The sequence below is a fragment of the Pseudomonas sp. M1 genome (assembly GCF_022760135.1).
Classification (GTDB): Bacteria; Pseudomonadota; Gammaproteobacteria; order Pseudomonadales; family Pseudomonadaceae; genus Pseudomonas; species Pseudomonas citronellolis.
This window is the reverse complement of sequence record NZ_CP094343.1, coordinates 3,662,082-3,687,804: the sequence shown is the minus strand read 5'-3', so window position 1 is coordinate 3,687,804 and position 25,723 is coordinate 3,662,082. Positions and strand designations below refer to the sequence as shown.

The 25,723-nt window shown below is 64.9% G+C and carries 17 protein-coding genes, 2 tRNA genes and 3 rRNA genes; 17 read left to right on the top strand and 5 right to left on the bottom strand.

From position 1 onward, the window contains the following. The first annotated feature begins 281 nt into the window (after nucleotides 1-281). Both PM1_RS16285 and PM1_RS16280 read left to right on the top strand, forming a co-directional pair. On the top strand, nucleotides 282-1,064 hold the full coding sequence (locus PM1_RS16285) for an alpha/beta fold hydrolase (RefSeq protein WP_009620158.1): 783 nt from the start codon (nucleotides 282-284) through the stop codon (nucleotides 1,062-1,064). Nucleotides 1,065-1,256: 192 nt separating this feature from the next. Then, complete coding sequence (locus tag PM1_RS16280; RefSeq protein WP_009620159.1) at nucleotides 1,257-1,907, top strand: cell wall hydrolase; 651 nt, start codon at nucleotides 1,257-1,259, stop codon at nucleotides 1,905-1,907. 453 nt (nucleotides 1,908-2,360) lie between these two features. On the opposite strand, the gene PM1_RS16275 is transcribed toward PM1_RS16280, so the two are convergent. Both PM1_RS16275 and PM1_RS16270 read right to left on the bottom strand, forming a co-directional pair. After that, on the bottom strand, nucleotides 2,361-4,535 hold the full coding sequence (locus PM1_RS16275) for a TonB-dependent siderophore receptor (protein ID WP_009620160.1): 2,175 nt from the start codon (nucleotides 4,533-4,535) through the stop codon (nucleotides 2,361-2,363). A gap of 670 nt (nucleotides 4,536-5,205) precedes the next feature. Continuing rightward, complete coding sequence (locus PM1_RS16270) at nucleotides 5,206-6,915, bottom strand: amidase (protein WP_009620161.1); 1,710 nt, start codon at nucleotides 6,913-6,915, stop codon at nucleotides 5,206-5,208. A 226-nt stretch (nucleotides 6,916-7,141) separates the two neighbouring features. Here PM1_RS16270 and PM1_RS16265 point away from each other — a divergent pair, with 226 nt between their 5' ends. The 8 genes from PM1_RS16265 (at nucleotide 7,142) to PM1_RS16230 (ending at nucleotide 17,266) form a co-directional block, all read left to right on the top strand. Next, nucleotides 7,142-7,795, top strand: coding sequence for an alpha/beta hydrolase (locus PM1_RS16265; RefSeq protein WP_009620162.1), 654 nt, complete (start codon nucleotides 7,142-7,144; stop codon nucleotides 7,793-7,795). Nucleotides 7,796-8,406: 611 nt separating this feature from the next. Further along, nucleotides 8,407-9,943: ribosomal RNA gene (locus PM1_RS16260) — 16S ribosomal RNA — on the top strand. Nucleotides 9,944-10,091: 148 nt separating this feature from the next. Continuing rightward, a tRNA-Ile gene (locus PM1_RS16255) sits at nucleotides 10,092-10,168 on the top strand. A 27-nt stretch (nucleotides 10,169-10,195) separates the two neighbouring features. Beyond that, a tRNA-Ala gene (locus PM1_RS16250) sits at nucleotides 10,196-10,271 on the top strand. Between the two features lie 235 nt (nucleotides 10,272-10,506). Continuing rightward, nucleotides 10,507-13,396: ribosomal RNA gene (locus PM1_RS16245) — 23S ribosomal RNA — on the top strand. A gap of 134 nt (nucleotides 13,397-13,530) precedes the next feature. Next, nucleotides 13,531-13,646: ribosomal RNA gene (gene rrf / locus PM1_RS16240) — 5S ribosomal RNA — on the top strand. Together the 16S, 23S and 5S rRNA genes with 2 tRNA genes alongside form the textbook arrangement of a ribosomal RNA operon. A 553-nt stretch (nucleotides 13,647-14,199) precedes the next feature. Next, the gene (locus PM1_RS16235) at nucleotides 14,200-15,486 is read left to right on the top strand and encodes a dicarboxylate/amino acid:cation symporter (RefSeq protein ID WP_009620163.1); all 1,287 of its coding nucleotides are present in this window, start codon (nucleotides 14,200-14,202) and stop codon (nucleotides 15,484-15,486) included. An 85-nt stretch (nucleotides 15,487-15,571) separates the two neighbouring features. Next, entirely contained in the window at nucleotides 15,572-17,266 is a 1,695-nt protein-coding gene (locus PM1_RS16230) for an NAD-dependent malic enzyme (protein WP_009620164.1), read from the top strand. Nucleotides 17,267-17,288: 22 nt separating this feature from the next. Here the strand turns inward: PM1_RS16230 and PM1_RS16225 are convergent, their stop codons facing one another. Further along, the gene (locus PM1_RS16225) at nucleotides 17,289-17,639 is read right to left on the bottom strand and encodes a hypothetical protein (protein WP_009620165.1); all 351 of its coding nucleotides are present in this window, start codon (nucleotides 17,637-17,639) and stop codon (nucleotides 17,289-17,291) included. 5 nt (nucleotides 17,640-17,644) lie between these two features. Beyond that, nucleotides 17,645-18,244: an NAD(P)H-binding protein gene (locus PM1_RS16220; RefSeq protein ID WP_009620166.1), complete on the bottom strand. Its 600-nt coding sequence runs from the start codon at nucleotides 18,242-18,244 to the stop codon at nucleotides 17,645-17,647. A 200-nt stretch (nucleotides 18,245-18,444) separates the two neighbouring features. Between PM1_RS16220 and PM1_RS16215 the strand changes: the two genes are divergently transcribed. From PM1_RS16215 to PM1_RS16185, 7 genes are all read left to right on the top strand, one after another. Continuing rightward, on the top strand, nucleotides 18,445-19,572 hold the full coding sequence (locus tag PM1_RS16215; RefSeq protein ID WP_009620167.1) for an AGE family epimerase/isomerase: 1,128 nt from the start codon (nucleotides 18,445-18,447) through the stop codon (nucleotides 19,570-19,572). Between the two features lie 155 nt (nucleotides 19,573-19,727). After that, on the top strand, nucleotides 19,728-19,985 hold the full coding sequence (locus PM1_RS16210; RefSeq protein WP_009620168.1) for a hypothetical protein: 258 nt from the start codon (nucleotides 19,728-19,730) through the stop codon (nucleotides 19,983-19,985). 423 nt (nucleotides 19,986-20,408) lie between these two features. Further along, nucleotides 20,409-20,618, top strand: coding sequence for a cold-shock protein (locus tag PM1_RS16205; RefSeq protein ID WP_009620169.1), 210 nt, complete (start codon nucleotides 20,409-20,411; stop codon nucleotides 20,616-20,618). Nucleotides 20,619-21,058: 440 nt separating this feature from the next. Further along, nucleotides 21,059-22,474, top strand: coding sequence for a GABA permease (gene gabP, locus PM1_RS16200; RefSeq protein ID WP_009620170.1), 1,416 nt, complete (start codon nucleotides 21,059-21,061; stop codon nucleotides 22,472-22,474). Between the two features lie 45 nt (nucleotides 22,475-22,519). Continuing rightward, nucleotides 22,520-23,518, top strand: a complete 999-nt coding sequence (locus PM1_RS16195) for a GlxA family transcriptional regulator (protein WP_134163521.1) — start codon at nucleotides 22,520-22,522, stop codon at nucleotides 23,516-23,518. Between the two features lie 551 nt (nucleotides 23,519-24,069). Beyond that, nucleotides 24,070-24,276: an FAD-dependent oxidoreductase gene (locus PM1_RS16190; protein ID WP_009620173.1), complete on the top strand. Its 207-nt coding sequence runs from the start codon at nucleotides 24,070-24,072 to the stop codon at nucleotides 24,274-24,276. Nucleotides 24,277-24,359: 83 nt separating this feature from the next. After that, a complete protein-coding gene (locus PM1_RS16185; RefSeq protein WP_009620174.1) occupies nucleotides 24,360-25,289 on the top strand; it encodes a LysR family transcriptional regulator in 930 nt (309 codons plus the stop codon). Here PM1_RS16185 and PM1_RS16180 read toward each other — a convergent pair. Continuing rightward, entirely contained in the window at nucleotides 25,280-25,723 is a 444-nt protein-coding gene (locus PM1_RS16180; protein WP_009620175.1) for a GlcG/HbpS family heme-binding protein, read from the bottom strand. The two genes, PM1_RS16185 and PM1_RS16180, sit on opposite strands and share 10 nt — an antisense overlap.

Sequence of the window (25,723 nt, the reverse complement as noted above, 5' to 3'; positions counted from 1 at the left end):
GTCTTGCCCGGCGGTCAGGCGTGGCGGCCCATGGGGCCGCGTGGCCGCTGCGCTTCGCCGACGGAGCCGATGCCCCGCCTCTGCACCGCATGGCCGGATGATCGACTACCGCGCAGGGCAGGGCATGTTCACCAGTATTGACCTGCCGGTGGTTTCCCACTCGGCCGTACGTCGCCGGGGTTGCATTCCGGCCGCTGCCGGCCTAAAAGCGAATCCCTTCAGCGCGCCGCCGCCCCGCCGGGCAGTGGCCGGCCACCGGAGCAGCAGAGGAAGAAGCCCCCATGACAGCGGTCAGCACCCGCGAACACTGGATCGACACGCCGCACGGCCGGCTCTTCGCCCGGCGCTGGACGCCGACTGGGGGCAGTGCCGCGGCGCCCATCGTGCTGTTCCACGACTCCCTGGGCTGCGTGGCGCTGTGGCGCGAGTTCCCCGGGCAACTGGCGCGGGCCAGCGGGCGCGAGGTGATCGCCTACGACCGCCTGGGCTTCGGCCAGTCCGACGCCCATCCGGGGACGCTGGCGCGGGGCTTCGTCGAGGACGAGGCGCGGCAGGGCTTCGCCGCGCTGCGCGAGCAACTGGGCTTCGAGCGCTTCGTCGCCTTCGGCCACAGCGTTGGCGGCGGCATGGCGGTGGGCTGCGCCGCGACCTTCGGCGCGGCTTGCGAGGCGTTGGTGCTGGAGTCGGCCCAGGCCTTCGTCGAGGATCGCACCCTGGAAGGCATCCGCGCTGCCGAGCGCGACTTCGCCCGGCCAGGCGGACTGGAACGCCTGGCGAAATACCACGGCGACAAGGCGCGCTGGGTATTGCGGGCCTGGGTGGATACCTGGCTGTCCGATGCCTTCGGCGACTGGAACCTGGATGCCCAGCTGGCGCGCCTGCAGTGCCCGCTGCTGTGCCTGCACGGCGAGCAGGACGAGTTCGGCTCGGCCCGCCACCCCGAGCGCTTCGTCGCCCGCGCCGCCGGGCCCGCCACCATGAAGCTGCTGGCGGACTGCGGCCACGTTCCGCACCGGCAGAAGGCCGCCGAGGTGCTGGCGCAGGTGTGCGCCTTCCTGGGCTGAGCGAGGCCGGCGAGAGGCGCGCCAGAGCCCTCGCGGACATCCGCCGTTGCGTTGCAGGCCGCGCCAGCCGTGGGCTGTGGCGGAATCAATATGAATGATCCGCCAGCGCGGCGGTCTACAGAACCGAGCGAAGCCGGCCGGCAGCGCCGCGAACAGGCGTGGCGCGCCAGGTGCCGGCGAGTGGGGTCGATCATGCGCTGGAGAGTCCGGGTAGCGTGCATCGTCGCCTTGCTGTTCGGCGCCCCGGCATTCGCCGGGCCGCTCGGGCAGAAGGCCGCGGTGGCGGAGAACAAGGCCGAGGTGCTCGAGGAGCAGGCGGCCGAGCAGGGGGCGACCGGCACGGCCGCCCAGGTCAGGCCCATCACCCGCAGCGAGGCCCGCGCCGTGGACCCGGCCGGGGAGGCGCCGCTGGACGACGCCATCACCTGCCTGGCCCGCTCCGTCTACTGGGAGGCCAAGGGCGCATCGCGCGGGGACATGGAGGCGGTGGCCAACGTGGTGATGAACCGGGTGGCCAGCAAGGACTTCCCCGATACCGTCTGCGCCGTGGTCAAGCAGGGCTCGGAGAGCAAGAGCTGCCAGTTCTCCTGGTGGTGCGACGGCCGCCCCGACCAGGTGGTGGAGGAAAAGCGCTACGACCTGGCCCGCGACATAGCGCGCAAGGCGCTCAACCGCCAGTTGCCCGATCGCACCGACGGCGCGCTGTACTTCCACGACCGCCACGTCAGGCCGTCCTGGGCGAGGACCTACCTGAGGACGGCGCGGACCGAGCATTTCCTGTTCTACAAACCGCGCCTGGGCGGCGAGCCGATAGCCCGCAGCGGGGCGGGACGGCGGCCGTGAGCGGGAGCGGCGGTCTTGCCGGGGGGCGGGGTTTGTCTGCGATAGCCGGAGGTTCTGGTGCGGATCGCGGATAAGATCCGCTCCTACGGGGAGGGACGGTGCAAGGGGCAAACCGTAGGAGCGGACTCATCCGCGATCCGGCCGGCAGGCCGGCGTGTGTCGGTGACCGCGGACGGAGTCTCATACCCCTGCCATTCCCATGTAGGAGCGCGCCCTGCGCGCGATTCGCGGGCAGGGCCCGCTCCTACAGGGAGGGTGCAAGGGACAGGCCGGTGTGTATTGGTGATCGTGGATTAAGGCCCGAACGGGCACGGCTTCTCGTAGGAGCGAGCTTGCTCGCGAACAAGCCCCGCAGCGGAGTCTGTTCGCGAGCAAGAACCAGGCGTCCCTCTCGATCCTACGAGGAGCACCTCGGCGCAGCCTGCAAGACAGCTGCTCGGTGCTCCGGGGGCGTTACATGGAGTACTTGACGCTGAACATCAGGTTGCGCGGCTCGCCGTAGTTCAGGTTGCCGAAGCTGATGCCGCTGTAATAGTACTTGTCGAAGATGTTGTTGAAGTTGACGCGGGTGTCGATGTTCTCGCTGACCCGGTAGCCGAGCATGGCGTCGACCACGGTGTAGCCGCCCTGCTGGAAACCGGTTTCCGTATCTTCGGTCTTGCTCTGGGTGGTCAGGTTGCCGCCCACGCGCCATTTGTGCAGGTCGCCCGGCAGATTGTAGGTGGTGGCCAGCTTGAACAGGTGGCGCGGCTTGCTCGGGTCGAAGGGCTTGCCGACGTTGGATTCGTCGGCGTCATGCTTGTACTTCGCGTCGACGTAGGTGTAGCCCACCATCGCCTGCCAGCCTTCGCTCAGCTCGCCGCTCAGTTCCATGTCCACGCCCTGGCTGCGCACTTTGCCGGAGGCGCGCTGGCAGTAGTCGAAGGAGCTGGGGTTGGCCGGGCACGGGTTGGGGCTGCTGGTGTCGTCGGTGGCGCGGTTTTCCTGGTCCACCTGGAACAGCGCGATCTGCGAGTTCAGCGCGCCGCCGAAGTGCTCGCCCTTCAGGCCGATCTCGTAGTTCTTGCCGGTGATGGGGGTGAGTACGTTGCCGGTGGCGTCCAGCGTGTCCTGGGGTTTGAAGATGTCGGTGTAGCTGGCGTAGACCGAGTAGGTGTCGTTGAGGTCGTAGATCACCCCGGCGTAGCGGGTGACCTTGCGGGTGACCTTGAAGACGTCGGTGTCGCCGTGGGCGTCGGCCTCGTACCAGTCCAGGCGGCCGCCGAGGATCACCTTGAGCGGGTCGGCGATGTTCAGCCGGGTGGTGACGTAGGTGCCTTTCTGCTCCTGGTCGAGCTTCATGCCCCAGAGGTTCATGTCGATGCTCGGCTTGAGGGTCGAGGCCGGGTCCCACTGCGTCGGGTCCATTTCCCCCAGCGGTGTGCCGTCCTTCTTGAACAGGTCGCCCCAGCCGCCGTGGCCGTCGAAGCGCTCCTGGCGGTAGCTGGCGCCCACCACCAGTTCGTGCTCGCGGCCAAGCAACTGGAAGGGACCGTTGGCGAAGGCGTCGTAGCTTTCGTGGTCGTCGGTGTAGTCGTACTTGCCGGCGCCCTGGGTCATGGTCGGGCAGTCGTAGGTGTAGTAGCAGCTGTTGTACAGGCCGAGCATGTTGATGCGCGCCCACAGCTTGTCGGCCGCCAGCTTCATCTGCCAGCCGTTGTCGAAGCGGTGGGTCAGGTCGCTGAACAGGTGCGTGGTCTTGGTATCCCAGTAGGACCAGTCGGCGCCGTAGTAGTCGGAGCGTTTCAGGTCCAGGTGGCGGCCGCCCAGCGGGGCGGGCAGGCCCACCCAGTTGTCGTTGCGGTTGTCGTCCTGGTAGGAGGCGCCGATGGCCAGGGTGGTGTCCGGGCTCAGGTCGGCCTCGGTGATGCCGTAGAGCACGCCGCGCTCGCTGCTGACGTAGTCCTGGAAGCTGTCCTTGGTCTGGTAGGCCATCACGGCGCGGCCGCGCAGGGTGCCTTCGCTGTTCAGCGGGCCGGAGACGTCGGCCTCGCTGCGGTAGCGGTCCCAGGTGCCGGCGCTGCCCTCCAGGCTCATGTGGAAGTCCTGGGTGGGGCGCTTGCGCACCATGTTGATGGCCGCCGCCGGGTTGCCGGCGCCCTGCATCAGGCCGGTGGCGCCGCGCACCACTTCGACGCGGTCGAACATCGCAAGGTCCGCCGCGGAGATCACGTCCTGGGTGTAGGTGGAGATGCTGGTGGGCAGGCCGTCGTACATGATGTTGTCGACGTCGAAGCCGCGCGAGGCGTAGCTCACCCGCGCCGGGCCGTACTGCTGGACGGTCAGGCCGGTGACGCCCTTCACCGCGTCGTTGAGGTCGTTCATGCCCTGGTCGTCCATGCGCTGGCGGGTCACCACGCTGACCGACTGCGGCGTCTCGCGGATCGACATGGGGATCTTGGTCGAGGTGCGCATGGCCTTGGTGGTGTAGGAGCCGCTGCCTTCGGTGGTGGCGGCTGCGGCGGGGTCCTGGGTACCGAGCACCTCGGTGGCGCCCAGGTCCACACGGTCATCCTTGGCCGCGGCCTGGATGGCCAGGGGGAGGGCGGAGAGGCTTAGCAACAGGGCGCTGGATACTACTTGTCTCATTTTGCAGGGTCCTGGTCGGATGTAAGCCGCATGAGGCCGTGGCAGAGGCCGGCTGCGATTCTTGTTTACGTAGGAAATCGGAGAGGGATTTCTCCGTCGGCAAAATGGTAAGGAAAGGTAAATATGTTGTAAATAAAAACAATTAGCATTTACAGATTGTCGCCAAGGTGGCCTTGAGGGGCGGCTGTTTCCAGGGAGGGATCATCGCGGACGGAGTCCGGGGGAGCACGGACGTAGGAGCCGTGCCCACCTGCAATGTAGGAGCAACCGTCTTGCGCCGAGGTGCTCTTCGTAGGATGGGTTGAGCTTGCGATACCCATGCTGCCGTGGTGATGGGTATCGCTTCGCTCAACGCCATCCTACGAAAAGCCGTGCTTCCTGGAACCGTAGGACTCCGTCCGCGATTGGCCACCGGCCATGCAAGTCGTCGGACATCGGTGCTCCGGCCAGCGGCGGATAACCGCGAACGGTTATTCGCCCTACGCGCTGTCGGCAGAGGAGGATTCTTCCTGCGACCGGGCTTTCATTTCCGGCTGAGGGGGAATGTCGTAGGCGTTTGGTGTGGGGCAGGTCGGCTACCCATGCGCCTTACATGGCGCTACTTGCAGCGCGTACCGCAGGTAGCCGTTGGGTGAGGTGCCCAGGTGTCGGAAGCCTGCCCGTGGTCTCGTCAGCCGTGCGCCAGCGGCGGGGTGCGCGGCGGGACGATGCGGCGCTTGCCGGTCGACTCGAAGGCCGCGGCGAAGCGCAGCAGGGCCGAGTCGTCGTAGGCGCGGCCGGCGAAGGTCAGGCCCACCGGCATGCCGATGTCCGCCATCACGCCCATGGGCACCGTCACCGTGGGCACGCCCAGGTGGCGGATGGCGAGGTTGCCGTTGGCGACCCACACGCCGTTGCTCCAGGCGATGTCCGCCGAGGCCGGGTTGACGTCGGCGTCCGCCGGGCCCACGTCGGCCACGGTGGGGAAGAGCACGGCGTCGAGGCCGAGCTGGTCCATCCAGTCTTCCAGGTCGAGCTTGCGCGTCTTCTCCAGGCCGCGCAGGCCATCGGGCAGGGTGGCGATCTGGTCCCAGGGCTTGATGCCGCGCTGGGCCATGCGCACGTATTCGTCCATGCCGGCGGCGAGGTCGCCCTCGCGGTTGGGCAGGGTGCCGGGGTCGTGGGGGAAGATCAGCTCGCCCTGCACGTCGGCCAGGCGGTTCAACTTGGGATCGCCGTTGGCCCGCAGGAAGTCGTCGAAGGCCCAGCCGCTCAGCTCCCACAGCTCGTCGTGGAGGAACTCCTGGGAGACGATGCCGCGGTTGAACACCGTCGGCGCGCCGGGGCGGTCGCCCTCGCAGTTGGAAACCAGCGGGAAGTCCACCTCGACCACTTCGGCGCCGGCCGCTTCCAGGGCCTTGCGGGCCTGTTCCCAGAGGGCGATCACCGAGGGCCGGGTGTGGATGCGCTGCCCGGTCGGGCCACCGATGCCGGGGTTCTCGCTGGTGCCGGCCGCTTCATCCTTGTTGATGAACATGCGCGGCACGCCGAGGCGCTTGCCGGCCAGGGCGTCGGCCTTGGCGGCCAGTTCCAGGTAGGATGCCGGGCGCACCGAGGCGACGTCGGGGATCGGCACCCAGGGTTGCAGGCGCCACAGGTCGCCGCGCTTGTCGGCGTCCTCGGCCACCACCACGTCCAACACTTCCAGCAGGTCGGCCATGGTCCGGGCGTAGGGCACCACCACGTCCATGGTCGGCGTCAGCGGCCAGTTGCCGCGCACCGAGATCACCCCGCGCGACGGGGTGTAGGCGCACAGGCCGTTATTCGAGGCCGGGCCGCGGCCGCTGGACCAGGTTTCCTCGGCCAGGCCGAAGGCGCAGAAGCTGGCCGCGGTGGCCGTGCCCGCGCCGTTGGACGAACCGGAGGCGAAGGGCGCGGTGAGGTAGGCGGCGTTGTAGGGGCTTTCGGCGCGGCCATACACGCCGCGCTGCATGCCGCCGTTGGCCATGGGCGGCATGTTGGTCTTGCCCAGGCAGATGGCGCCGGCGGCGCGCAGGCGTTCGATGGTGAAGGCGTCGCGGTAGGCCACCAGGTCCTTGAAGGCCGGGCTGCCGGAAGCCGCGGTCAGGCCCTTCACCAGGTAGCTGTCCTTGGCGGTGTAGGGGATGCCGTCCAGCGGGCCCAGCGTCTCGCCCCTGGCGCGGCGCGCGTCGGACGCCTCGGCTTCCGCCAGCGCATCGGGGTTGCGCACCACGACCGCGTTCAGCGCGGTGGGGGTGTCGGCGCCGTCGTAGGCGTCGATCCGCGCGAGATAGGCCTTGACCAGCTCGACCGCGGTGGTGCGGCCGGACTCGAGCGCGTCGCGCAGCTCGGCAATGGAAACCTCGGTTACCTCGATCATGCTGTCACCGCCGCTTGCAGGTGGGTGGTCGCGAAATCGGCTTTCATACTGTCCTCGTTCACTTCTTGTTCGGCACCCCGGTTTCCGGGGCAGGCCGCCGGGCACTGGGCCGGCGGCAGTTGATCAGTGTATCAGTGGCGGGGACCGGCGGCTGCCGTCATCCGCTCGTGCTCCTGCGCCCGCCTGCAGTACCCTGGCCGCCCGCTTTATGAACGAGAACACCGCGATGCCCGATGAAGACCGCAACCCGCTGCTGATCGATGGCCCGGCAGGCCGGATCCAACTGCTCATCGACGCCCCGGCCGGCCCGCTCCGCGGCGTAGCCATGGTCAGCCACCCGCAGCCGCTGCTCGGCGGCAGCCCGCGACACCTGGTGCCGCTGACCCTGGCGCGGCGCCTGAGCAAGGCCGGCTGGCTGGCGGTGCGCCCGAGCTTCCGTGGGGTGGACGGTACCGAGGGCGAGTACGCCGAGGGCATCGGCGAGGCGCAGGACAGCCAGGCGGTGGCTGCCTATCTGCGCGAGCGCTACCCGGACCTGCCGCTGGCGCTGGTGGGCTTTTCCTTCGGCGCCTACGTGTTTGCCCGCACCGCCCGCGACCTGGCGCAGCCGGCCGAGGCCGTGGTACTGATGGGCCTGCCGGTGGGCACGGTGCCCGGCGGCCGGCACTACGAACCCATGGCGCTGCCGGCGGACTGCCTTCTATTGCACGGCGAGGCCGATGAAATGGCGCCGCTGGCCAATCTGCTGGACTGGGCGCGGCCCGAACAGCGCCCGGTCACCCTGTTCGCCGGCGCCAACCACTTCTTCAAGGGCTGCCTGGACCGCGCGGTGGACCAGGTGCTGGCCCACTTGCGCAGTATGGAGCGGTCGCTGGGCTGAGGTGCCTCAGCCGGCCTTGGCCGTGCGCACGGATGCAGGGCGCGCGGCGAATGCATCGCCTTCTCGGAGAGATATCGCGGGGATGCAGCGGGAGGGGAACTTGTTGCCGTAGAGATGTCTACAGAAGCGGTTCCCCGCCCCGTCGGCATCGGGCGATGCTTCAGCGGTGGGGTGGGGAATCACCTCCCTGGCCTCGGGCAGCAGCCCTACGGCCCGTTCTATATATAGATGAGCGTGTGCGCCTGAATCGGCAGCGAGAAGCATCGTTTTGAAAGAAGCTGTTGACAGCTATTCGGATGTCTATATAATTCGCCGCCCGTCAACTGGCAAAGCCCACTGGGTTTTACATAAGACGCTGAATTTAAAGAAAATATTTTTTAAATCAGGTGTTGACGGGAAGCGAGGTTGCTGTAGAATGCGCGGCCTCGGTTGAGACGAAAGAATCAACCAACTGCTCTTTAACAAGTTGAATCAAGCAATTCGTGTGGGTGCTTGTGAGTTAAGACTGGTGATCGCAAGATTATCAGCATCACAAGTAACACTCGTGAATTCGAGAGTTTTTTGCGATTGCTGAGCCAAGTTTAGGGTTTTCTCAAAACCCGATCAGTATTGAACTGAAGAGTTTGATCATGGCTCAGATTGAACGCTGGCGGCAGGCCTAACACATGCAAGTCGAGCGGATGAAGGGAGCTTGCTCCCGGATTCAGCGGCGGACGGGTGAGTAATGCCTGGGAATCTGCCTGGTAGTGGGGGACAACGTTCCGAAAGGAGCGCTAATACCGCATACGTCCTACGGGAGAAAGTGGGGGATCTTCGGACCTCACGCTATCAGATGAGCCTAGGTCGGATTAGCTAGTAGGTGGGGTAATGGCTCACCTAGGCGACGATCCGTAACTGGTCTGAGAGGATGATCAGTCACACTGGAACTGAGACACGGTCCAGACTCCTACGGGAGGCAGCAGTGGGGAATATTGGACAATGGGCGAAAGCCTGATCCAGCCATGCCGCGTGTGTGAAGAAGGTCTTCGGATTGTAAAGCACTTTAAGTTGGGAGGAAGGGCAGTAAGTTAATACCTTGCTGTTTTGACGTTACCAACAGAATAAGCACCGGCTAACTTCGTGCCAGCAGCCGCGGTAATACGAAGGGTGCAAGCGTTAATCGGAATTACTGGGCGTAAAGCGCGCGTAGGTGGTTTGGTAAGATGGATGTGAAATCCCCGGGCTCAACCTGGGAACTGCATCCATAACTGCCTGACTAGAGTACGGTAGAGGGTGGTGGAATTTCCTGTGTAGCGGTGAAATGCGTAGATATAGGAAGGAACACCAGTGGCGAAGGCGACCACCTGGACTGATACTGACACTGAGGTGCGAAAGCGTGGGGAGCAAACAGGATTAGATACCCTGGTAGTCCACGCCGTAAACGATGTCGACTAGCCGTTGGGATCCTTGAGATCTTAGTGGCGCAGCTAACGCGATAAGTCGACCGCCTGGGGAGTACGGCCGCAAGGTTAAAACTCAAATGAATTGACGGGGGCCCGCACAAGCGGTGGAGCATGTGGTTTAATTCGAAGCAACGCGAAGAACCTTACCTGGCCTTGACATGTCCGGAACCTTGCAGAGATGCGAGGGTGCCTTCGGGAATCGGAACACAGGTGCTGCATGGCTGTCGTCAGCTCGTGTCGTGAGATGTTGGGTTAAGTCCCGTAACGAGCGCAACCCTTGTCCTTAGTTACCAGCACGTCATGGTGGGCACTCTAAGGAGACTGCCGGTGACAAACCGGAGGAAGGTGGGGATGACGTCAAGTCATCATGGCCCTTACGGCCAGGGCTACACACGTGCTACAATGGTCGGTACAGAGGGTTGCCAAGCCGCGAGGTGGAGCTAATCCCAGAAAACCGATCGTAGTCCGGATCGCAGTCTGCAACTCGACTGCGTGAAGTCGGAATCGCTAGTAATCGTGAATCAGAATGTCACGGTGAATACGTTCCCGGGCCTTGTACACACCGCCCGTCACACCATGGGAGTGGGTTGCTCCAGAAGTAGCTAGTCTAACCGCAAGGGGGACGGTTACCACGGAGTGATTCATGACTGGGGTGAAGTCGTAACAAGGTAGCCGTAGGGGAACCTGCGGCTGGATCACCTCCTTAATCGAAGATCCCGGCTTTCTCATAAGCTCCCACACGAATTGCTTGATTCACTGGTTAGACGATTAGGTTGTTGCTCGGTTGGTTAGAGCGCACCCCAGGCTCTTGGATAGAGAGCAGGGTGAGGTCGACCTGCAGGGCCAAAACGATTGGGTCTGTAGCTCAGTTGGTTAGAGCGCACCCCTGATAAGGGTGAGGTCGGCAGTTCGAATCTGCCCAGACCCACCAATTGTTGTGGTGGTGCCTTGATCCGATGGGGCCATAGCTCAGCTGGGAGAGCGCCTGCTTTGCACGCAGGAGGTCAGGAGTTCGATCCTCCTTGGCTCCACCATCTCCAAATCGTCGTGAAAGCTCAGACAGGAATGTTCGAAGAAACGAACCTTGCTGTCTGGTCTTTGTACCGGAACCGTTCTTTAAAAATTTGGGTATGTGATAGAAGTAGACTGAATGATCTCTTTCACTGGGGATTGTTCAAGTCAAGGTAAAATTTGCGAGTTCAAGCGCGAATTTTCGGCGAATGTCGTCTTCACGTTCGAGACGTATGACCAGATTGCTTGGGGTTATATGGTCAAGTGAAGAAGCGCATACGGTGGATGCCTTGGCAGTCAGAGGCGATGAAAGACGTGGTAGCCTGCGATAAGCTTCGGGGAGTCGGCAAACAGACTTTGATCCGGAGATCTCTGAATGGGGGAACCCAGCCAGCACAAGCTGGTTATCACACACTGAATCCATAGGTGTGTGAGGCGAACCAGGGGAACTGAAACATCTAAGTACCCTGAGGAACAGAAATCAACCGAGATTCCCTTAGTAGTGGCGAGCGAACGGGGACTAGCCCTTAAGCTTCTTGGAATCTAACAGAACGCTCTGGAAAGTGCGGCCATAGTGGGTGATAGCCCCGTATGTGAAAGGTTCCAGGAAGTGAAATCGAGTAGGACGGCGCACGTGAAACGTTGTCTGAACATGGGGGGACCATCCTCCAAGGCTAAATACTACTGACTGACCGATAGTGAACCAGTACCGTGAGGGAAAGGCGAAAAGAACCCCGGAGAGGGGAGTGAAATAGAACCTGAAACCGTATGCGTACAAGCAGTGGGAGCCCACTTGTTGGGTGACTGCGTACCTTTTGTATAATGGGTCAGCGACTTATATTCAGTGGCGAGCTTAACCGAATAGGGGAGGCGTAGCGAAAGCGAGTCTTAATAGGGCGTTTAGTCGCTGGGTATAGACCCGAAACCGGGCGATCTATCCATGAGCAGGTTGAAGGTTAGGTAACACTGACTGGAGGACCGAACCCACTCCCGTTGAAAAGGTAGGGGATGACTTGTGGATCGGAGTGAAAGGCTAATCAAGCTCGGAGATAGCTGGTTCTCCTCGAAAGCTATTTAGGTAGCGCCTCACGTATCACTCCAGGGGGTAGAGCACTGTTTCGGCTAGGGGGTCATCCCGACTTACCAAACCGATGCAAACTCCGAATACCTGGAAGTGTCAGCGTGGGAGACACACGGCGGGTGCTAACGTCCGTCGTGAAAAGGGAAACAACCCAGACCGTCAGCTAAGGTCCCAAAGTTGTGGTTAAGTGGTAAACGATGTGGGAAGGCTTAGACAGCTAGGAGGTTGGCTTAGAAGCAGCCACCCTTTAAAGAAAGCGTAATAGCTCACTAGTCGAGTCGGCCTGCGCGGAAGATGTAACGGGGCTCAAACCACACACCGAAGCTACGGGTGCATCGCAAGATGCGCGGTAGAGGAGCGTTCTGTAAGCCTGTGAAGGTGAGTTGAGAAGCTTGCTGGAGGTATCAGAAGTGCGAATGCTGACATGAGTAACGACAATGGGAGTGAAAAACTCCCACGCCGAAAGACCAAGGGTTCCTGCGCAACGTTAATCGACGCAGGGTTAGTCGGCCCCTAAGGCGAGGCAGAAATGCGTAGTCGATGGGAAACAGGTTAATATTCCTGTACTTCTAGTTACTGCGATGGAGGGACGGAGAAGGCTAGGCCAGCTTGGCGTTGGTTGTCCAAGTTTAAGGTTGTAGGCTGGGCACTTAGGCAAATCCGGGTGTTCAAGGCCGAGAGCTGATGACGAGCTTTCTTTTAGAGAGCGAAGTGGTTGATGCCATGCTTCCAGGAAAAGCTTCTAAGCTTCAGGTAACTAGGAACCGTACCCGAAACCGACACAGGTGGTCGGGTAGAGAATACCAAGGCGCTTGAGAGAACTCGGGTGAAGGAACTAGGCAAAATGGCACCGTAACTTCGGGAGAAGGTGCGCCGGTGAGGGTGAAGTATTTACTGCGTAAGCCCACGCCGGTCGAAGATACCAGGCCGCTGCGACTGTTTATTAAAAACACAGCACTCTGCAAACACGAAAGTGGACGTATAGGGTGTGACGCCTGCCCGGTGCCGGAAGGTTAATTGATGGGGTTAGCGAAAGCGAAGCTCTTGATCGAAGCCCCGGTAAACGGCGGCCGTAACTATAACGGTCCTAAGGTAGCGAAATTCCTTGTCGGGTAAGTTCCGACCTGCACGAATGGCGTAACGATGGCGGCGCTGTCTCCACCCGAGACTCAGTGAAATTGAAATCGCTGTGAAGATGCAGTGTATCCGCGGCTAGACGGAAAGACCCCGTGAACCTTTACTGTAGCTTTGCACTGGACTTTGAGCCTGCTTGTGTAGGATAGGTGGGAGGCTTTGAAGCGTGGACGCCAGTTCGCGTGGAGCCAACCTTGAAATACCACCCTGGCATGCTTGAGGTTCTAACTCTGGTCCGTGATCCGGATCGAGGACAGTGTATGGTGGGCAGTTTGACTGGGGCGGTCTCCTCCTAAAGAGTAACGGAGGAGTACGAAGGTGCGCTCAGACCGGTCGGAAATCGGTCGCAGAGTATAAAGGCAAAAGCGCGCTTGACTGCGAGACAGACACGTCGAGCAGGTACGAAAGTAGGTCTTAGTGATCCGGTGGTTCTGTATGGAAGGGCCATCGCTCAACGGATAAAAGGTACTCCGGGGATAACAGGCTGATACCGCCCAAGAGTTCATATCGACGGCGGTGTTTGGCACCTCGATGTCGGCTCATCACATCCTGGGGCTGAAGCCGGTCCCAAGGGTATGGCTGTTCGCCATTTAAAGTGGTACGCGAGCTGGGTTTAGAACGTCGTGAGACAGTTCGGTCCCTATCTGCCGTGGACGTTTGAGATTTGAGAGGGGCTGCTCCTAGTACGAGAGGACCGGAGTGGACGAACCTCTGGTGTTCCGGTTGTCACGCCAGTGGCACTGCCGGGTAGCTATGTTCGGAATAGATAACCGCTGAAAGCATCTAAGCGGGAAACTAGCCTCAAGATGAGATCTCACTGGGAACTTGATTCCCCTGAAGGGCCGTCGAAGACTACGACGTTGATAGGTCGGGTGTGTAAGCGCTGTGAGGCGTTGAGCTAACCGATACTAATTGCCCGTGAGGCTTGACCATATAACACCCAAACAATTTGTGTGTTAGACGGTGAAGTCGACGAACCGAAAGTTCGTGTGAACCGCAAAGAAGACCTGTCACATACCCGAATCGGGATGAGCGTGAGCGTAAGCCACGAGCATCCGAAAGAATTGCTTGACGACCATAGAGCGTTGGAACCACCTGATCCCATCCCGAACTCAGCAGTGAAACGACGCATCGCCGATGGTAGTGTGGGGTTTCCCCATGTGAGAGTAGGTCATCGTCAAGCACCTATCCCAAAACCCCTGATCAGCCTGGCTGGTCGGGGGTTTTGCTTTTGCGCGTGGAAAAGCCGGAGTACAGCAGAAGCGCTCCCGGCGTAGGGCGCATAACGCCTACGGCGTTATCCGCCGTTTGGCCTTGGCCCCCGGCGGCTCCGAGGTTGGCCTGGGCACGGCCTGTGGCCTCGGTGTATCGGCGGATAACCGCGAACGGTTATTCGCCCTACGGCTTGCCCTGGGCTGGCTGCGGCGATGGGTATCGCTTCGCTCAACGCCATCCTACGCGTCCCGCCGATGCCACCATCCTACGCCGCCCCACCTGCGCCATTCCCCCTGTAGGAGCGCGCCCTGCGCGCGAAATCGCGGGCAGACGTTCGGAACTTCGCCTCGCTGTGTAGCGCCTATAGTCAGAAACAATAGGTAACAAGTTCCCGGCCACCGCCACTGCTCGCCGGGAGTCCACCGTCTGCAGGACGCGCTCTCGAGGATGGGGAGGCCCGGTCGTGGAGTCGGGTGCCGTGGCCAGGAGGGCCGGCGCCGATCTGGAGAAAGGTAGCCGCCATGAGCAAGAAACCCTTCTACAAGAGCCTCTACGTGCAGGTGCTGATCGCCATTGCCATCGGCATCGCCCTGGGCCACTTCTATCCGCAGACCGCGGTGCTGATGAAGCCCCTGGGCGACGGCTTCGTCAAACTGATCAAGATGGCCATCGCGCCCATCATCTTCTGCACAGTGGTCACCGGCATCGCCGGCATGCAGAGCATGAAGGCGGTGGGCAAGACCGGTGGCATGGCGCTGCTGTACTTCGAGGTGGTTTCCACCATCGCCCTGATCATCGGCCTGGCGGTGGTCAACATCGTCCAGCCAGGTGTGGGCATGCACGTCGACCCGGCCAGCCTGGATACCAGCAAGGTCGCCGCCTACGCCTCGGCCGGCGAGAAACAGAGCACCATCGAGTTCCTGCTCAACATCATCCCCAACACCGTGGTCGGCGCCTTCGCCAACGGTGACATCCTCCAGGTGCTGTTCTTCTCCGTGCTGTTCGGCTACGCGCTGCACCGCATGGGCAGCCTGGGCCAGCCGATCTTCCTGTTCATCGAGCGTTTCACCCAGGTGATGTTCAACATCATCAACGTGATCATGAAGGTCGCTCCCATCGGCGCCTTCGGTGCCATGGCTTTCACCATCGGAGCCTATGGCGTGGGTTCGCTGGTGCAACTGGGCGAGCTGATGGCCTGCTTCTACCTCACCTGCATCCTCTTCGTGCTCCTCGTGCTGGGCAGCATCGCGCGCTTCCATGGCTTCAACATCCTGCGTTTCATCAACTACATCCGCGAGGAACTGCTGATCGTTCTCGGCACTTCCTCGTCGGAGTCCGCGCTGCCGCGGATGATCGCCAAGATGGAGAAGCTGGGTTGCGACAAGACCGTGGTCGGCCTGGTGATTCCCACCGGCTATTCCTTCAACCTCGACGGCACTTCGATCTACCTGACCATGGCCGCGGTGTTCATTGCCCAGGCCACCGATACGCAGATGGACATCATCCATCAGGTGACCCTGCTGGCGGTGCTGCTGATCGCCTCCAAGGGCGCGGCCGGCGTCACCGGTTCGGGCTTCATCGTCCTGGCCGCCACCCTGTCCGCCGTGGGCCACCTGCCGGTCGCCGGCCTGGCGCTGATCCTCGGCATCGACCGCTTCATGTCCGAGGCCCGCGCCCTGACCAACCTGGTGGGCAACGGCGTGGCCACCGTTGTGGTAGCCAAGTGGTGCAAGGAGCTGGACGAGGAAACCCTGCATCGCGAACTGGCCGCCGGACCCTCGGCGCTCGAAGCATCGATGGATCATTGAAAGCTTCACGCGCTACCCTCTACGGCGCCCCTGCACGGGGCGCTGTCGTTTCCTGAAGCCCGTCATGCAGGCAGTGGAGAAAGCCATGACCGAACGCAAGTCGAACTACCCGCTGTACACCCACTATTCGGGCCCGGCCCTGCTGGAGATGCCGCTGCTGAACAAGGGCAGCGCCTTCAGCCCGCAGGAGCGCATCGACTTCAACCTCATCGGCCTGCTGCCGCAGACCGTGGAGACCATCGAGGAACAGGCCGAGCGCGTCTACCAGCAGTACCTGCAATGCGCCTCCGACCTCGACCGGCACGTCTACCTGCGCTCCATCCAGGACAACAACGAGACGCTGTTCTTCCGCCTGCTCGAAGGCCACCTGGAGGAGATGCTGCCGATCATCTACACCCCCACGGTAGGCCAGGCCTGCCAGGACTTCTCGAAGATCTACCGCACCCACCGCGGCCTGTTCGTCTCCTGGCCGGACCGCGAGCGCATCGACGACGTGCTGCGCAGCGCCACCAAGGACAAGGTGAAGATCATCGTGGTCACCGACAGCGAGCGCATCCTCGGCCTGGGCGACCAAGGCATCGGCGGCATGGGCATCCCCATCGGCAAGCTGTCGCTGTACACCGCTTGCGGCGGCATCAGCCCGGCCTACACGCTTCCCATCGTGCTCGACGTGGGCACCAACAACCAGGCGCTGCTGGACGACCCGCTGTACATGGGCTGGCGCCACCCGCGCATCAGCGGCAAGGACTACGACGACTTCGTCGAGCTGTTCATCCGCGCCGTGCAGCGCCGCTGGCCGGGCGTGCTGCTGCAGTTCGAGGACTTCGCCCAGACCAACGCCATGCCTTTGCTTGCGCGCTACCGCGACCAGCTGTGCTGCTTCAACGACGACATCCAGGGCACCGCCTCGGTGGCGGTCGGCACCCTGCTGGCGGCGTGCAAGGTCAAGCAACAGAAGCTCAGCGAGCAGGTGATCACCTTCGTCGGCGCTGGTTCCGCCGGCTGCGGCATCGCCGAGCACATCATCGCCGCCATGCAACTGGAAGGGCTGTCCGAGGCGCAGGCGCGCCAGCGCATCTTCATGGTCGACCGCCACGGCCTGCTGGTGGAGGGCATGGACGGCCTGCTGGACTTCCAGCGCAAGCTGGCGCAGAAGGCTGCCGACGTGGCCGACTGGCAGCGCGGCGAGGACGGCATCGGCCTGCTCGAAGTGGTCAGCCGGGCCAAGCCGACGGTGATGATCGGCGTTTCCGGGCAGCGCGGGCTGTTCAGCGAGGCGGTGATCCGCGAGATGTACAAGCACTGCCCGCTGCCGCTGGTGATGCCGCTGTCCAACCCGACCTCGCGGGTCGAGGCGACGCCGGCGGAAATCCTCCAGTGGACCGAGGGCCGCGCGCTGGTCGCCACCGGCAGCCCGTTCCAGCCGGTGGAGCACGGCGGGCGCAGCATCCACATCGCCCAGTGCAACAACTCCTACATCTTCCCCGGCATCGGCCTGGGGGTGATCGCCGCCGGCGCCCGGCGCGTGACCGAGGCGATGCTGATGGCCGCCTCCAACGCCCTGGCCGAGTGCTCGCCGGTGGTGACGGGGGAGGGCGATGCGGTGCTGCCGCCGCTGCGCGACATCCAGCAGGTCAGCCGGCGCATCGCCTTCGCCGTGGCCAAGCAGGCCCAGGCCGAGGGCGTGGCGCTGGAAACCCCGGACGACATGCTCCATGCCGCCATCGAGCGCAACTTCTGGGTGCCGCGCTACCGCGAGTACCGCCGTCGCTCGTTGTGAGGTCGCCGCTGCAGGAGGTGCGCTAGCGCTTCCAGCGCCCGTGGCGCTCTTCGCCTGCCGGGCGCCCTGCGCGGCGCTCCTGCAGGGCGAACTGCAGGGCCTTGGCTGCGCCGGCGCCGAGCAGTCCGCCCAGCAGGGTGGCAACGACCTGCAGCAGCAGGCCCAGCGCGCTGGCGGCGTTCATCTCGTGCAGGAAGGTCGCCGCTTCCGGCCAGAGCGCCAGCCACAGGCCGACGAAGCCCAGCACCAGGTCGTACCAGAAGGCGCCGACCCCGGCGGGGCGGTAACCGCGAACGAAGAGGATGAAGGCGCTGAAGGCCAGCGCCAGGAGCAGAGTGCCCAGCGTCTGGCTGAGCGCATCAGGACCGGACATGGCCATCACCTCCCTGCCTCGCGCAGACGCAGGCACTGGCGGCTGTGCAGCCCCAGGTGCACCTCGTCGAGCAGCGCCTCGGCACAGGACAGGGCCTGCTGGCTCGCCTTGTCCATGGGCGCGGCGGCGCGGCTGAAGTCATCGATGCGCAGGCCTTCGGTCAAGTCCGGCGCCTCCACCAGCGTCCAGTTCAGGCCGCTCACCTCCAGGCTGCGCGCAAGGCCGGCGCCGAGTTGCTCGTCGGCGGCATCTTGCGGCGCCACCAGCCACTGCCAGTGGCCCACCAGGAACAGCCGCGGCATGCCGGCGCGCAACGCACCGTCGATGAGCGCGCCGCACTGCGGCGGCAGCTGTTGCGGCGGTTGGTCGCCGAGCATGGCGAAGACCACGTCGAGCCCCGTCACCGCCTCGCTGACCTCGATGGACGACGCCAGGCCGCCCAGCTTGCAGCGCAGGCCGGGGCGCGCACGCAGGTCGTTGAGATCCTCCACCAGGGCGCTGACCTCGTGCTGCCGGTGCAGCGCGGCGGCGACCAGGGCCTGGCCGAGGCTGTCGAAGGGGCGGAACACGCCCAGCTTCAGCGTGGGGGTCTCGAGGTTGTGCATGGCGCTTCCTCCGATTGAAGGGCAGGGCGGGCCTATGCATATCGAAGCCTTGGCGAGGGCGGAGGTTCCGCCGGCCTGGCAGTTGGCCGGGGCAGGGTGCGGAACACGCAGTCCGGTGTCGAGTGCGGGCGGGTTCTTTCCGAGGGGCTTTTCCTCTATCTTCTGCGCTTGCGCCTTCCTTCCTCACGCAGACTCGTCGAATGCCCGTCCCGTCGTTCCTTTCGCCATCCCTCACCGCCGGTATCGAGGCGTTGACCCGTCACTACGCCGACACCGTCCTGCCGCTGTGGCGCGCCGCCGGCTGGAACGAGGCGCTGCAGCTGCCCTACGAGTCGCTCGACGACCGCAGCGGGCAGCCCCTGCCCGCGGTGCGCTACCGCGCCATGGCCTGCGCCCGCCAGCTGTTCGTCTTCAGCCACGCGGGGCCTGCCGGCGCTGCTCGGGCCGAGGCATTGTTCGACTCGCTGCAACGCCACTTCGGCGATGGCCACGGGGCCTGGCTCTATAGCATCGACGCGGCCGGCAAGCCGCTGGACAGCCGCCGCGACCTCTACACCTTCGCCTTCGTGGTGTTCGCCTGCGCGCAATATCACAAGCTCAGTGGCAACGCGGCTGCGCTGGAGCTGATGACGCGCACCACCGAGCTGATCGAGCAGCGCTTCGCCGATGGCCAGGGGTTGTACCTGTCCGCGCTGGCCGAGGATTTCGCAGACGACGGCGCGCCCGTGCTGCAGAACCCCATCATGCACCTCACCGAGGCCTATCTGGCGGCCTATGCCATCGCCGGCGAGCCCTGGTACGGGGAGCGCCTGCAGGCGATCGGCGCCGCGGTATTGGCGCGCTTCGTCGACCCGGCCAGCGGCTGCATCGCCGAGCTGCCGCAAGGCGAAGCGGGCAACCGCATCGAGCCGGGGCATCAGTTCGAATGGTTCTCGCTGGTCATGGGCGCGCCGGCGTTGTTCGCCGGTTCGGCCCTGGAGGCCGCGCTGCGTCGCGCCTTCGTCTTCGCCCGGCAGCATGGCGTGGCCGCCGATACCCTCGGCGTCAGTGCCGCACTGGCGGCGGACGGCACGCTGCAGGACGCCACCCAGCGCATCTGGGCGCAGACCGAGTTCGCCCGCGCCCTGGCCGTGGAGGGTAGCGCCCGATCCCTCGATACCCTGGCGCTCTGGACCGAGCGCTTCCGTTCGCGCTTCCTCCACGACGGCGGCTGGCACGAGGTGCTGGGGCCGGACGGCGAGGTGCTACGCGCGGACATGCCTTCCACCACGCCCTACCACCTGCTGGGCGCCTACCAGGCGCTGCAGGCCCTGGTTGGGCGCGTCTGACTCCTTGTACCGCCCGGCGGCCATGCCTTTGGCAGGGGCGATCCGGCGGAACCGCTGGCAAGCTGGAGAGTCCGTGAAAGGGTGGGCGAGCGTCCGCCATCTCGCGCAACTCCAGCCATGTGAACGGCCTGCCAGCAGGCCAGGGGGAACGATGCATGCAACAGCGAACCAGTGAGCCGAACTTCATGCCACCCAGCGAGTACACCACCTCCAGCGGGGTGGCGGTGCTCATCTCGCCGCGTTACGCCGGCCCCGGCAAGGTCGCCGAGATGCTGCTTTCGCTGGCGAAGGTGCCCACCAGCGTATCGCCGCTGGACGTGGTGATCGGGCCCTGGGAATCCCATGAGGCCGCCTTCGAGGCCTCCTTCGCCGCCGCCGAGCGCTGGGTGGACCAGCTCGACGGGAGGACCTGAGCCGGGCTTTTCGCGTTATCCATTAGCGCATTCCCGGGGCATATGGGGCGCCGAGGTGCTTTCGTTTCTTGCAGGCCGCGCTGGGATGCTCTTCGTATGAGCGAGCCATGCCCACCTCCGGCTCTACCTGTAGGAGCGCGCCCTGCGCGCGAATCGCGGGCAGGGCCCGCTCCTACAGGTGTTGGGAGACGCTTCCTGCGCGTCGTGGAAAGGCGACCGGCCGTCCAGAATCGCGATGCGGAAAAGAAAATGCTGTTCAAATCCGTCGAACCCTGTATTCTGCTGCCACTGCCTGCCAGTTTAGCGCCTCCGTCTTGATGTTCAGTCCGTTCTGATTTCCATCTCCTCGGTTTCTCTTCACTCTGCATTCAGTTTCAGCCAGGCATGTCGCCTGTGCTCGTTCCTACCTTGGAGATCTACATCATGGCAAACCGCCAAACTGGTACCGTCAAGTGGTTCAACGCTGAGAAGGGCTTCGGCTTCATCACCCCGGAAAGCGGCCCGGACGTCTTCGTTCACTTCCGCCAGATCGAATCCACCGGCTACAAGAGCCTCGACGAGGGTCAGCGCGTCAGCTTCCTCGTGACTGCCGGCGCCAAAGGCCCGCAGGCCGAGCAGGTTCAAGCCCTGTAATCGCACCTTCTGGTGCCCGAAGCCCCGCATCGCATTGCGGGGCTTTTCGTTTGTGCTCGAAAAATTCCCTCTCGCAATCGAAACTCCGCTACCTCGGCCGGGCAATCTGGTACTCGATGACCGACGCCGTCGCCTGTCTCGCCCCTGACCGGGCGCTCCGTATCTCCGCGCAGACGCTGTCCGTGGACGGTCGCTGCATCTAGCAGCGTCGCTGTCCTTCCTCTTCTTCCTCTTCCCGCCGATGTCGTTTTCATGCCGTCGCCAGCGCCGGGCCTGGGCGCTCGTGGGCGAGGCCATGTCGTTTTTGCTCATACCCATGGCGATCCTGGACAAATGCCCGGATGACACCCTGGAATAGGGTTGTGCCCGCGTCCCGCAGTCCGGGACGCCCGCCAGGTGGCGCTTTGCCACCGCATAACAAATTCAACAAAGGCCGACCGATGAGTATTCCAAGTGCGAAAGGCGCCAGTGGCGAACTGGTCCAGGGCTTCAAGCCGCGCCATGTGACCATGCTGTCCATTGCCGGGATCATAGGCGCGGGGTTGTTCGTCGGTTCCGGCCATGCCATCGCCGCCGCGGGGCCTGCCGCCATCCTGGCCTACGCGCTGTCCGGGCTGCTGGTGGTGCTGGTGATGCGCATGCTCGGCGAGATGGCCGTGGCCCGCCCCGACACCGGCTCCTTCTCCGCCTACGCCGACCAGGCCATCGGCCGCTGGGCCGGCTTCACCATCGGCTGGCTGTACTGGTGGTTCTGGGTACTGGTGATCCCCATCGAGGCGATCGCCGCCGGGGTGATCTTCAACAGCTGGTTCCCGCAGGTGCAGACCTGGGTGTTCGCCCTGGTGATGACACTGCTGCTGACCGTCACCAACCTGTTCAGCGTGGCCAAGTACGGCGAGTTCGAGTTCTGGTTCGCCATGCTCAAGGTGGGCGCCATCGTGCTGTTCATCAGCCTGGGCGTGGCGGCGCTGCTCGGCGTGCTGCCGGCGGGGCACGAGGTCAGCGGCCTGGGCAGCCTGATGCGCGAGCACGGCGGCTTCTTGCCCAACGGCTGGGGCGCCATCTTCACCGCGCTGGTCACCACGCTGTTCAGCTTCATCGGCACCGAGGCGGTGACCATCGCCGCCGCCGAATCCAGCGACCCGCGGCACAACATCGCCAAGGCCACGCGGGCGGTGATCTGGCGCATCAGCGTGTTCTACCTGCTGTCGATCCTGGTGATCATCTCCGTGGTGCCCTGGAACGACCCCATGCTCACGGCGCAGGGCTCCTACCAGCGCGCCCTGGAACTGATGAACGTGCCCCACGCCAAGCTGATGATGGACGTGGTGGTGCTCGTGGCCGTGGCCAGCTGCCTGAACTCTTCGATCTACATCGCCTCGCGGATGATCTACTCGCTGAGCCGCCGCAACGACGCGCCGGCCTTCATCCAGCGCACCTCGGCGGCCGGCGTGCCGCGGGCCGCGGTCATCGCCAGCACCCTGATCGGTATGCTCACCACCGTGCTGAACTTCATCGCCCCGGCGCGGGTGTTCGACTTCCTCCTCGCCAGCTCCGGCTCCATCGCCCTGCTGGTGTACCTGGCCATCGCCGTCTCGCAGCTGCGCATGCGCGCCAATCTGCAGCGCAGCAACCAGGAGATCGCCTGCCGCATGTGGCTGTTCCCCTGGCTGACCTGGGCGGTGATCGCCTTCATCACCTCCGTGCTGGTGGTGATGTTCATCCTGCCGGAGCACCGCGTCGAAGTGAGTTCCACCCTCGGCCTGACCGTGGCCACGGTGCTGCTGAGCTTCACCACCCGGCGCCAGGACGCCCATGCCGGCAGCCGCTTCGAGCCGTTGCGTTCGGCCGGCTGAAGACAGGAGTCGCGATTGGTAGAACGGCGGCAATTCAGCGGCGCCATGCAGGGCCGCAACCTCAGGTTCCTTTCCGCACCCCGGGCGGGCGCGCAACGCCAGGGGCGGGTGGGCTTCCTGCTGCTGGAGCATTTCTCCCTGCCGGCCTTCACCCAAGCGCTGGACACCCTGGTCACCGCCAACCTGATCCGCGCCGGGGCCTTCGCCACCAGCACCTTCAGCCTGGACGGCGAATCGGTCACCAGCGACCTGGGTCTGGTCATCTGCCCCGGCTCGGCCCTGGCGCCCGCGCACCTGGCTGGGCTGGACTTGCTGGTGGTCTGCGGCGGCCTGCGCACCCCGCTGCGCGCCGCGCCGGAACTGACGCGCCTGCTGCAACTGGCGGCGGAGAAGGGCGTGGCCCTGGCCGGGCTGTGGAACGGTGCCTGGTTCCTCGGCCAGGCCGGCCTGCTGAACGGCTACCGCTGCGCAGTACACCCGGAGAACCGCGCCGCGCTGGCGGAGATCGCCCGGCACAGCGAGGTCACCAGCGAAAGCCACATGGTCGACCGCGACCGCCTCACCGCGGCGAGCCCGACAGGGGCCTTCAACATGGTGCTGGAGTGGATGGACGCGCTGCACGGCCGCGAACTGGTGGAAGCCGTGGCGGACATCCTCGCCTTCGAGGAATCGCGCTTCCGCCGCGCCCGGCCGGCGCTGCACGAGAAGCTCAGCGAGCCGCTGCGCGAGGCCATCAACCTGATGAGCGCCAACATCGAGGAGCCGCTCAGCCAGGAACAGCTGGCGCGCTACGTCGGCCGCTCCAAGCGGCAGATCGAGCGGCTGTTCCAGCAGCAGCTGGGCACCACGCCGGTACGCTACTACCTGGAGCTGCGCATCACCGAGAGCCGCCGCCTGCTGCAGCACTCGGACCTGCCGATGTTCGAGGTGGGCCTGGCCTGCGGCTTCGTCTCGCCCAGCCATTTCAGCAAGTGCTACACGTCCTTCTACGGGTATCCGCCGTCGAAGGAAGTGCGCCATGGATGTGTGAAGTCGGTGCGGTAGGTTGGCCTTGCGGAGACGGCGGATAACGCCTGGGGCGTTATGTGCCCTACGATTCGGGAGGGGGGGGCCGGGGGCCGAGGTGTTTTGGATTGACTCCGTTCCCTCTCCCCAGCCCTCGGCTGCGCGCCCCGCCCTGAAGGGAGAGGGGGCTTGTCCGTGCCGAGACAAGCTTTGGTGTTAGTCGGGAACTCGGTACAAGCCGACTAACGCCGAAACACCAGCGCGCTCCGAACGGTCCCCTCTCCCTTCAGGGAGAGGGTTAGGGAGAGGGGCGGTCTCGAACCCGAGCACCAGAACGCCCGGCGAACCCCGCGCTGCCTTGAACGTAGGACGGACAGCCGCGAACGGTCATGCGCCCCACGCCACCGTAGGATGGGTTGAGCGAAGCGATACCCATCGCCACGCCCGCATGGGTTTCGCCAGGCGGTGCTGGAGATGGTCGACTACCACCGGCGCTTCAAGGTGCCCATCCGCCTGGTGGAAGGCCCGGAATTGCGCGAGCTGGAACCGGCGCTCAACGCCCGCGCCGCCTGCGCGGTGGAGCTGCCGGGGTGAGCCGCACGCTCGACCCCTACGCCCTCAGCCGGCGCCTGTTCGAGCGCTTCCTGCGCCTGCCGCAGGTGTTCTACAACTTCGGCCACGGCCATATCGGCCTGACCTTGGGCGCCATCACCGGCCAACTGCTGGCCGAACAGGCCTCGGGGCTGGCGCCGTCGGTGCCGCTGGCGCCCTTCCTGGCGCGGCGTTTCGCAGGGTAAGCGCCGGCAGGTATCGCCCGGCGCGATACCTGCCAGCGGCAAACGCGCTCCGTCGCCGGCGTCGCGCGGGGTATAAAGCGCCCATGCGCTACCGTCGCCTCGATCTCAACCTGTTGGTGGCCCTGGCCGCGCTGCTCGACGAGTGCAGCGTCAGCCGGGCCGCCGAACGCCTCCACCTGGGCCAGTCGGCCACCAGCGCGGCGCTGGCGCGCCTGCGCGAGCATTTCAACGACCCGCTGCTGCTGCCGGTGGGGCGGCGCCTGGTGCCCAGCGCCCTGGGCCGCCAGTTGCTGCCGAAGGTGCGCGAGGCGCTGGCCCTGGCCGGCGAGGTGGTGGATGCGGCGGTGGTGTTCGACCCTTCGCGCTGCGACCGTCGCTTCACCCTGGTGGCCTCCGACTACGTGGCGGCGACCCTGCTGCCGGCGGTCAGCCGCGAGCTGTCGCGGCTGGCGCCGGGGGCCTCGCTGGTGGTGCGCGACCTGCCGCTGCCGCGTGATGGAGACGTGGTGGCCGAAGCCCTGGAATACCGCCGCAGCGACCTGGTGATAGTGCCGCAGCGCCGGGTGAATGCCCGTTATCCGCAGATGCCGCTGCTCAGCGACGAGCTGTGCTGCATCGTCTGCGCCGGGCAAACGGCCTTCGCCGAGGGCCTGAGCCTGGCCGACTATTGCGCCGCCGAGCATGTGCTGCGCGAGTTCGCCGACGGCCAGAACCTGGCGATGGACGCGCTGCACCTGCGCGAGCTGGGCATCGAACGGCGCGTGGCGGTGGCGGTGCAGAGCTTCGCGCTGATGGCCGAGTTCATCGTCGGCACGTCGCGGGTGGCCACGCTGTTCCGTCGTCAGGCGCAGGCCCTGGCGCGGCGCTACCCGCTGCGGGTGCTGCCGGCGCCGCTGGCCTTCCCGGCGGCGCCGCAGCTGTTGCAGTGGCACCCGCAGCAGGACCTGGACCCGGCGCTGGCCTGGCTCCGCGGGCTGCTGGCGGAGCAGGCCGCGCGGCTGGATCAGGCCTGAGCGTCGCCAGTGTCGCCGTGCAGGCCCAGTTCCTCGATGGCCAGCAGGGCGCAGCGCTCGTCGTTGTCGGAGGTGTCGCCGCTCACGCCGATGGCGCCGAGCAGGTTGCCGGCCGCGTCGCGCAGCAGGATGCCGCCGGGCACCGGGATCACCTCGCCGCCGGTCAGGCTGTTGATCGCATCGAAGAACGCCGGCATGGCCTGGGCGCGGCGCGCCAGTTCGCGGCCGCCGAAGCCCATGCCCAGGCAGCCGCGGGCCTTGCCGCTGGCGATCTGCGGGCGCAGGAAGCTGGCCTGCTGGTCGCGCAGCACCGCCAGCGGGTGGCCGGCGGCGTCCAGCACCGCGGCGGCCAGCGGGCGCAGGCCCAGCGCGCGGGCATGGCGCAGGGTGGCGGCGGCCAACTGCGCGGCGCGTTCGAAATCGAGGGTGGGCAT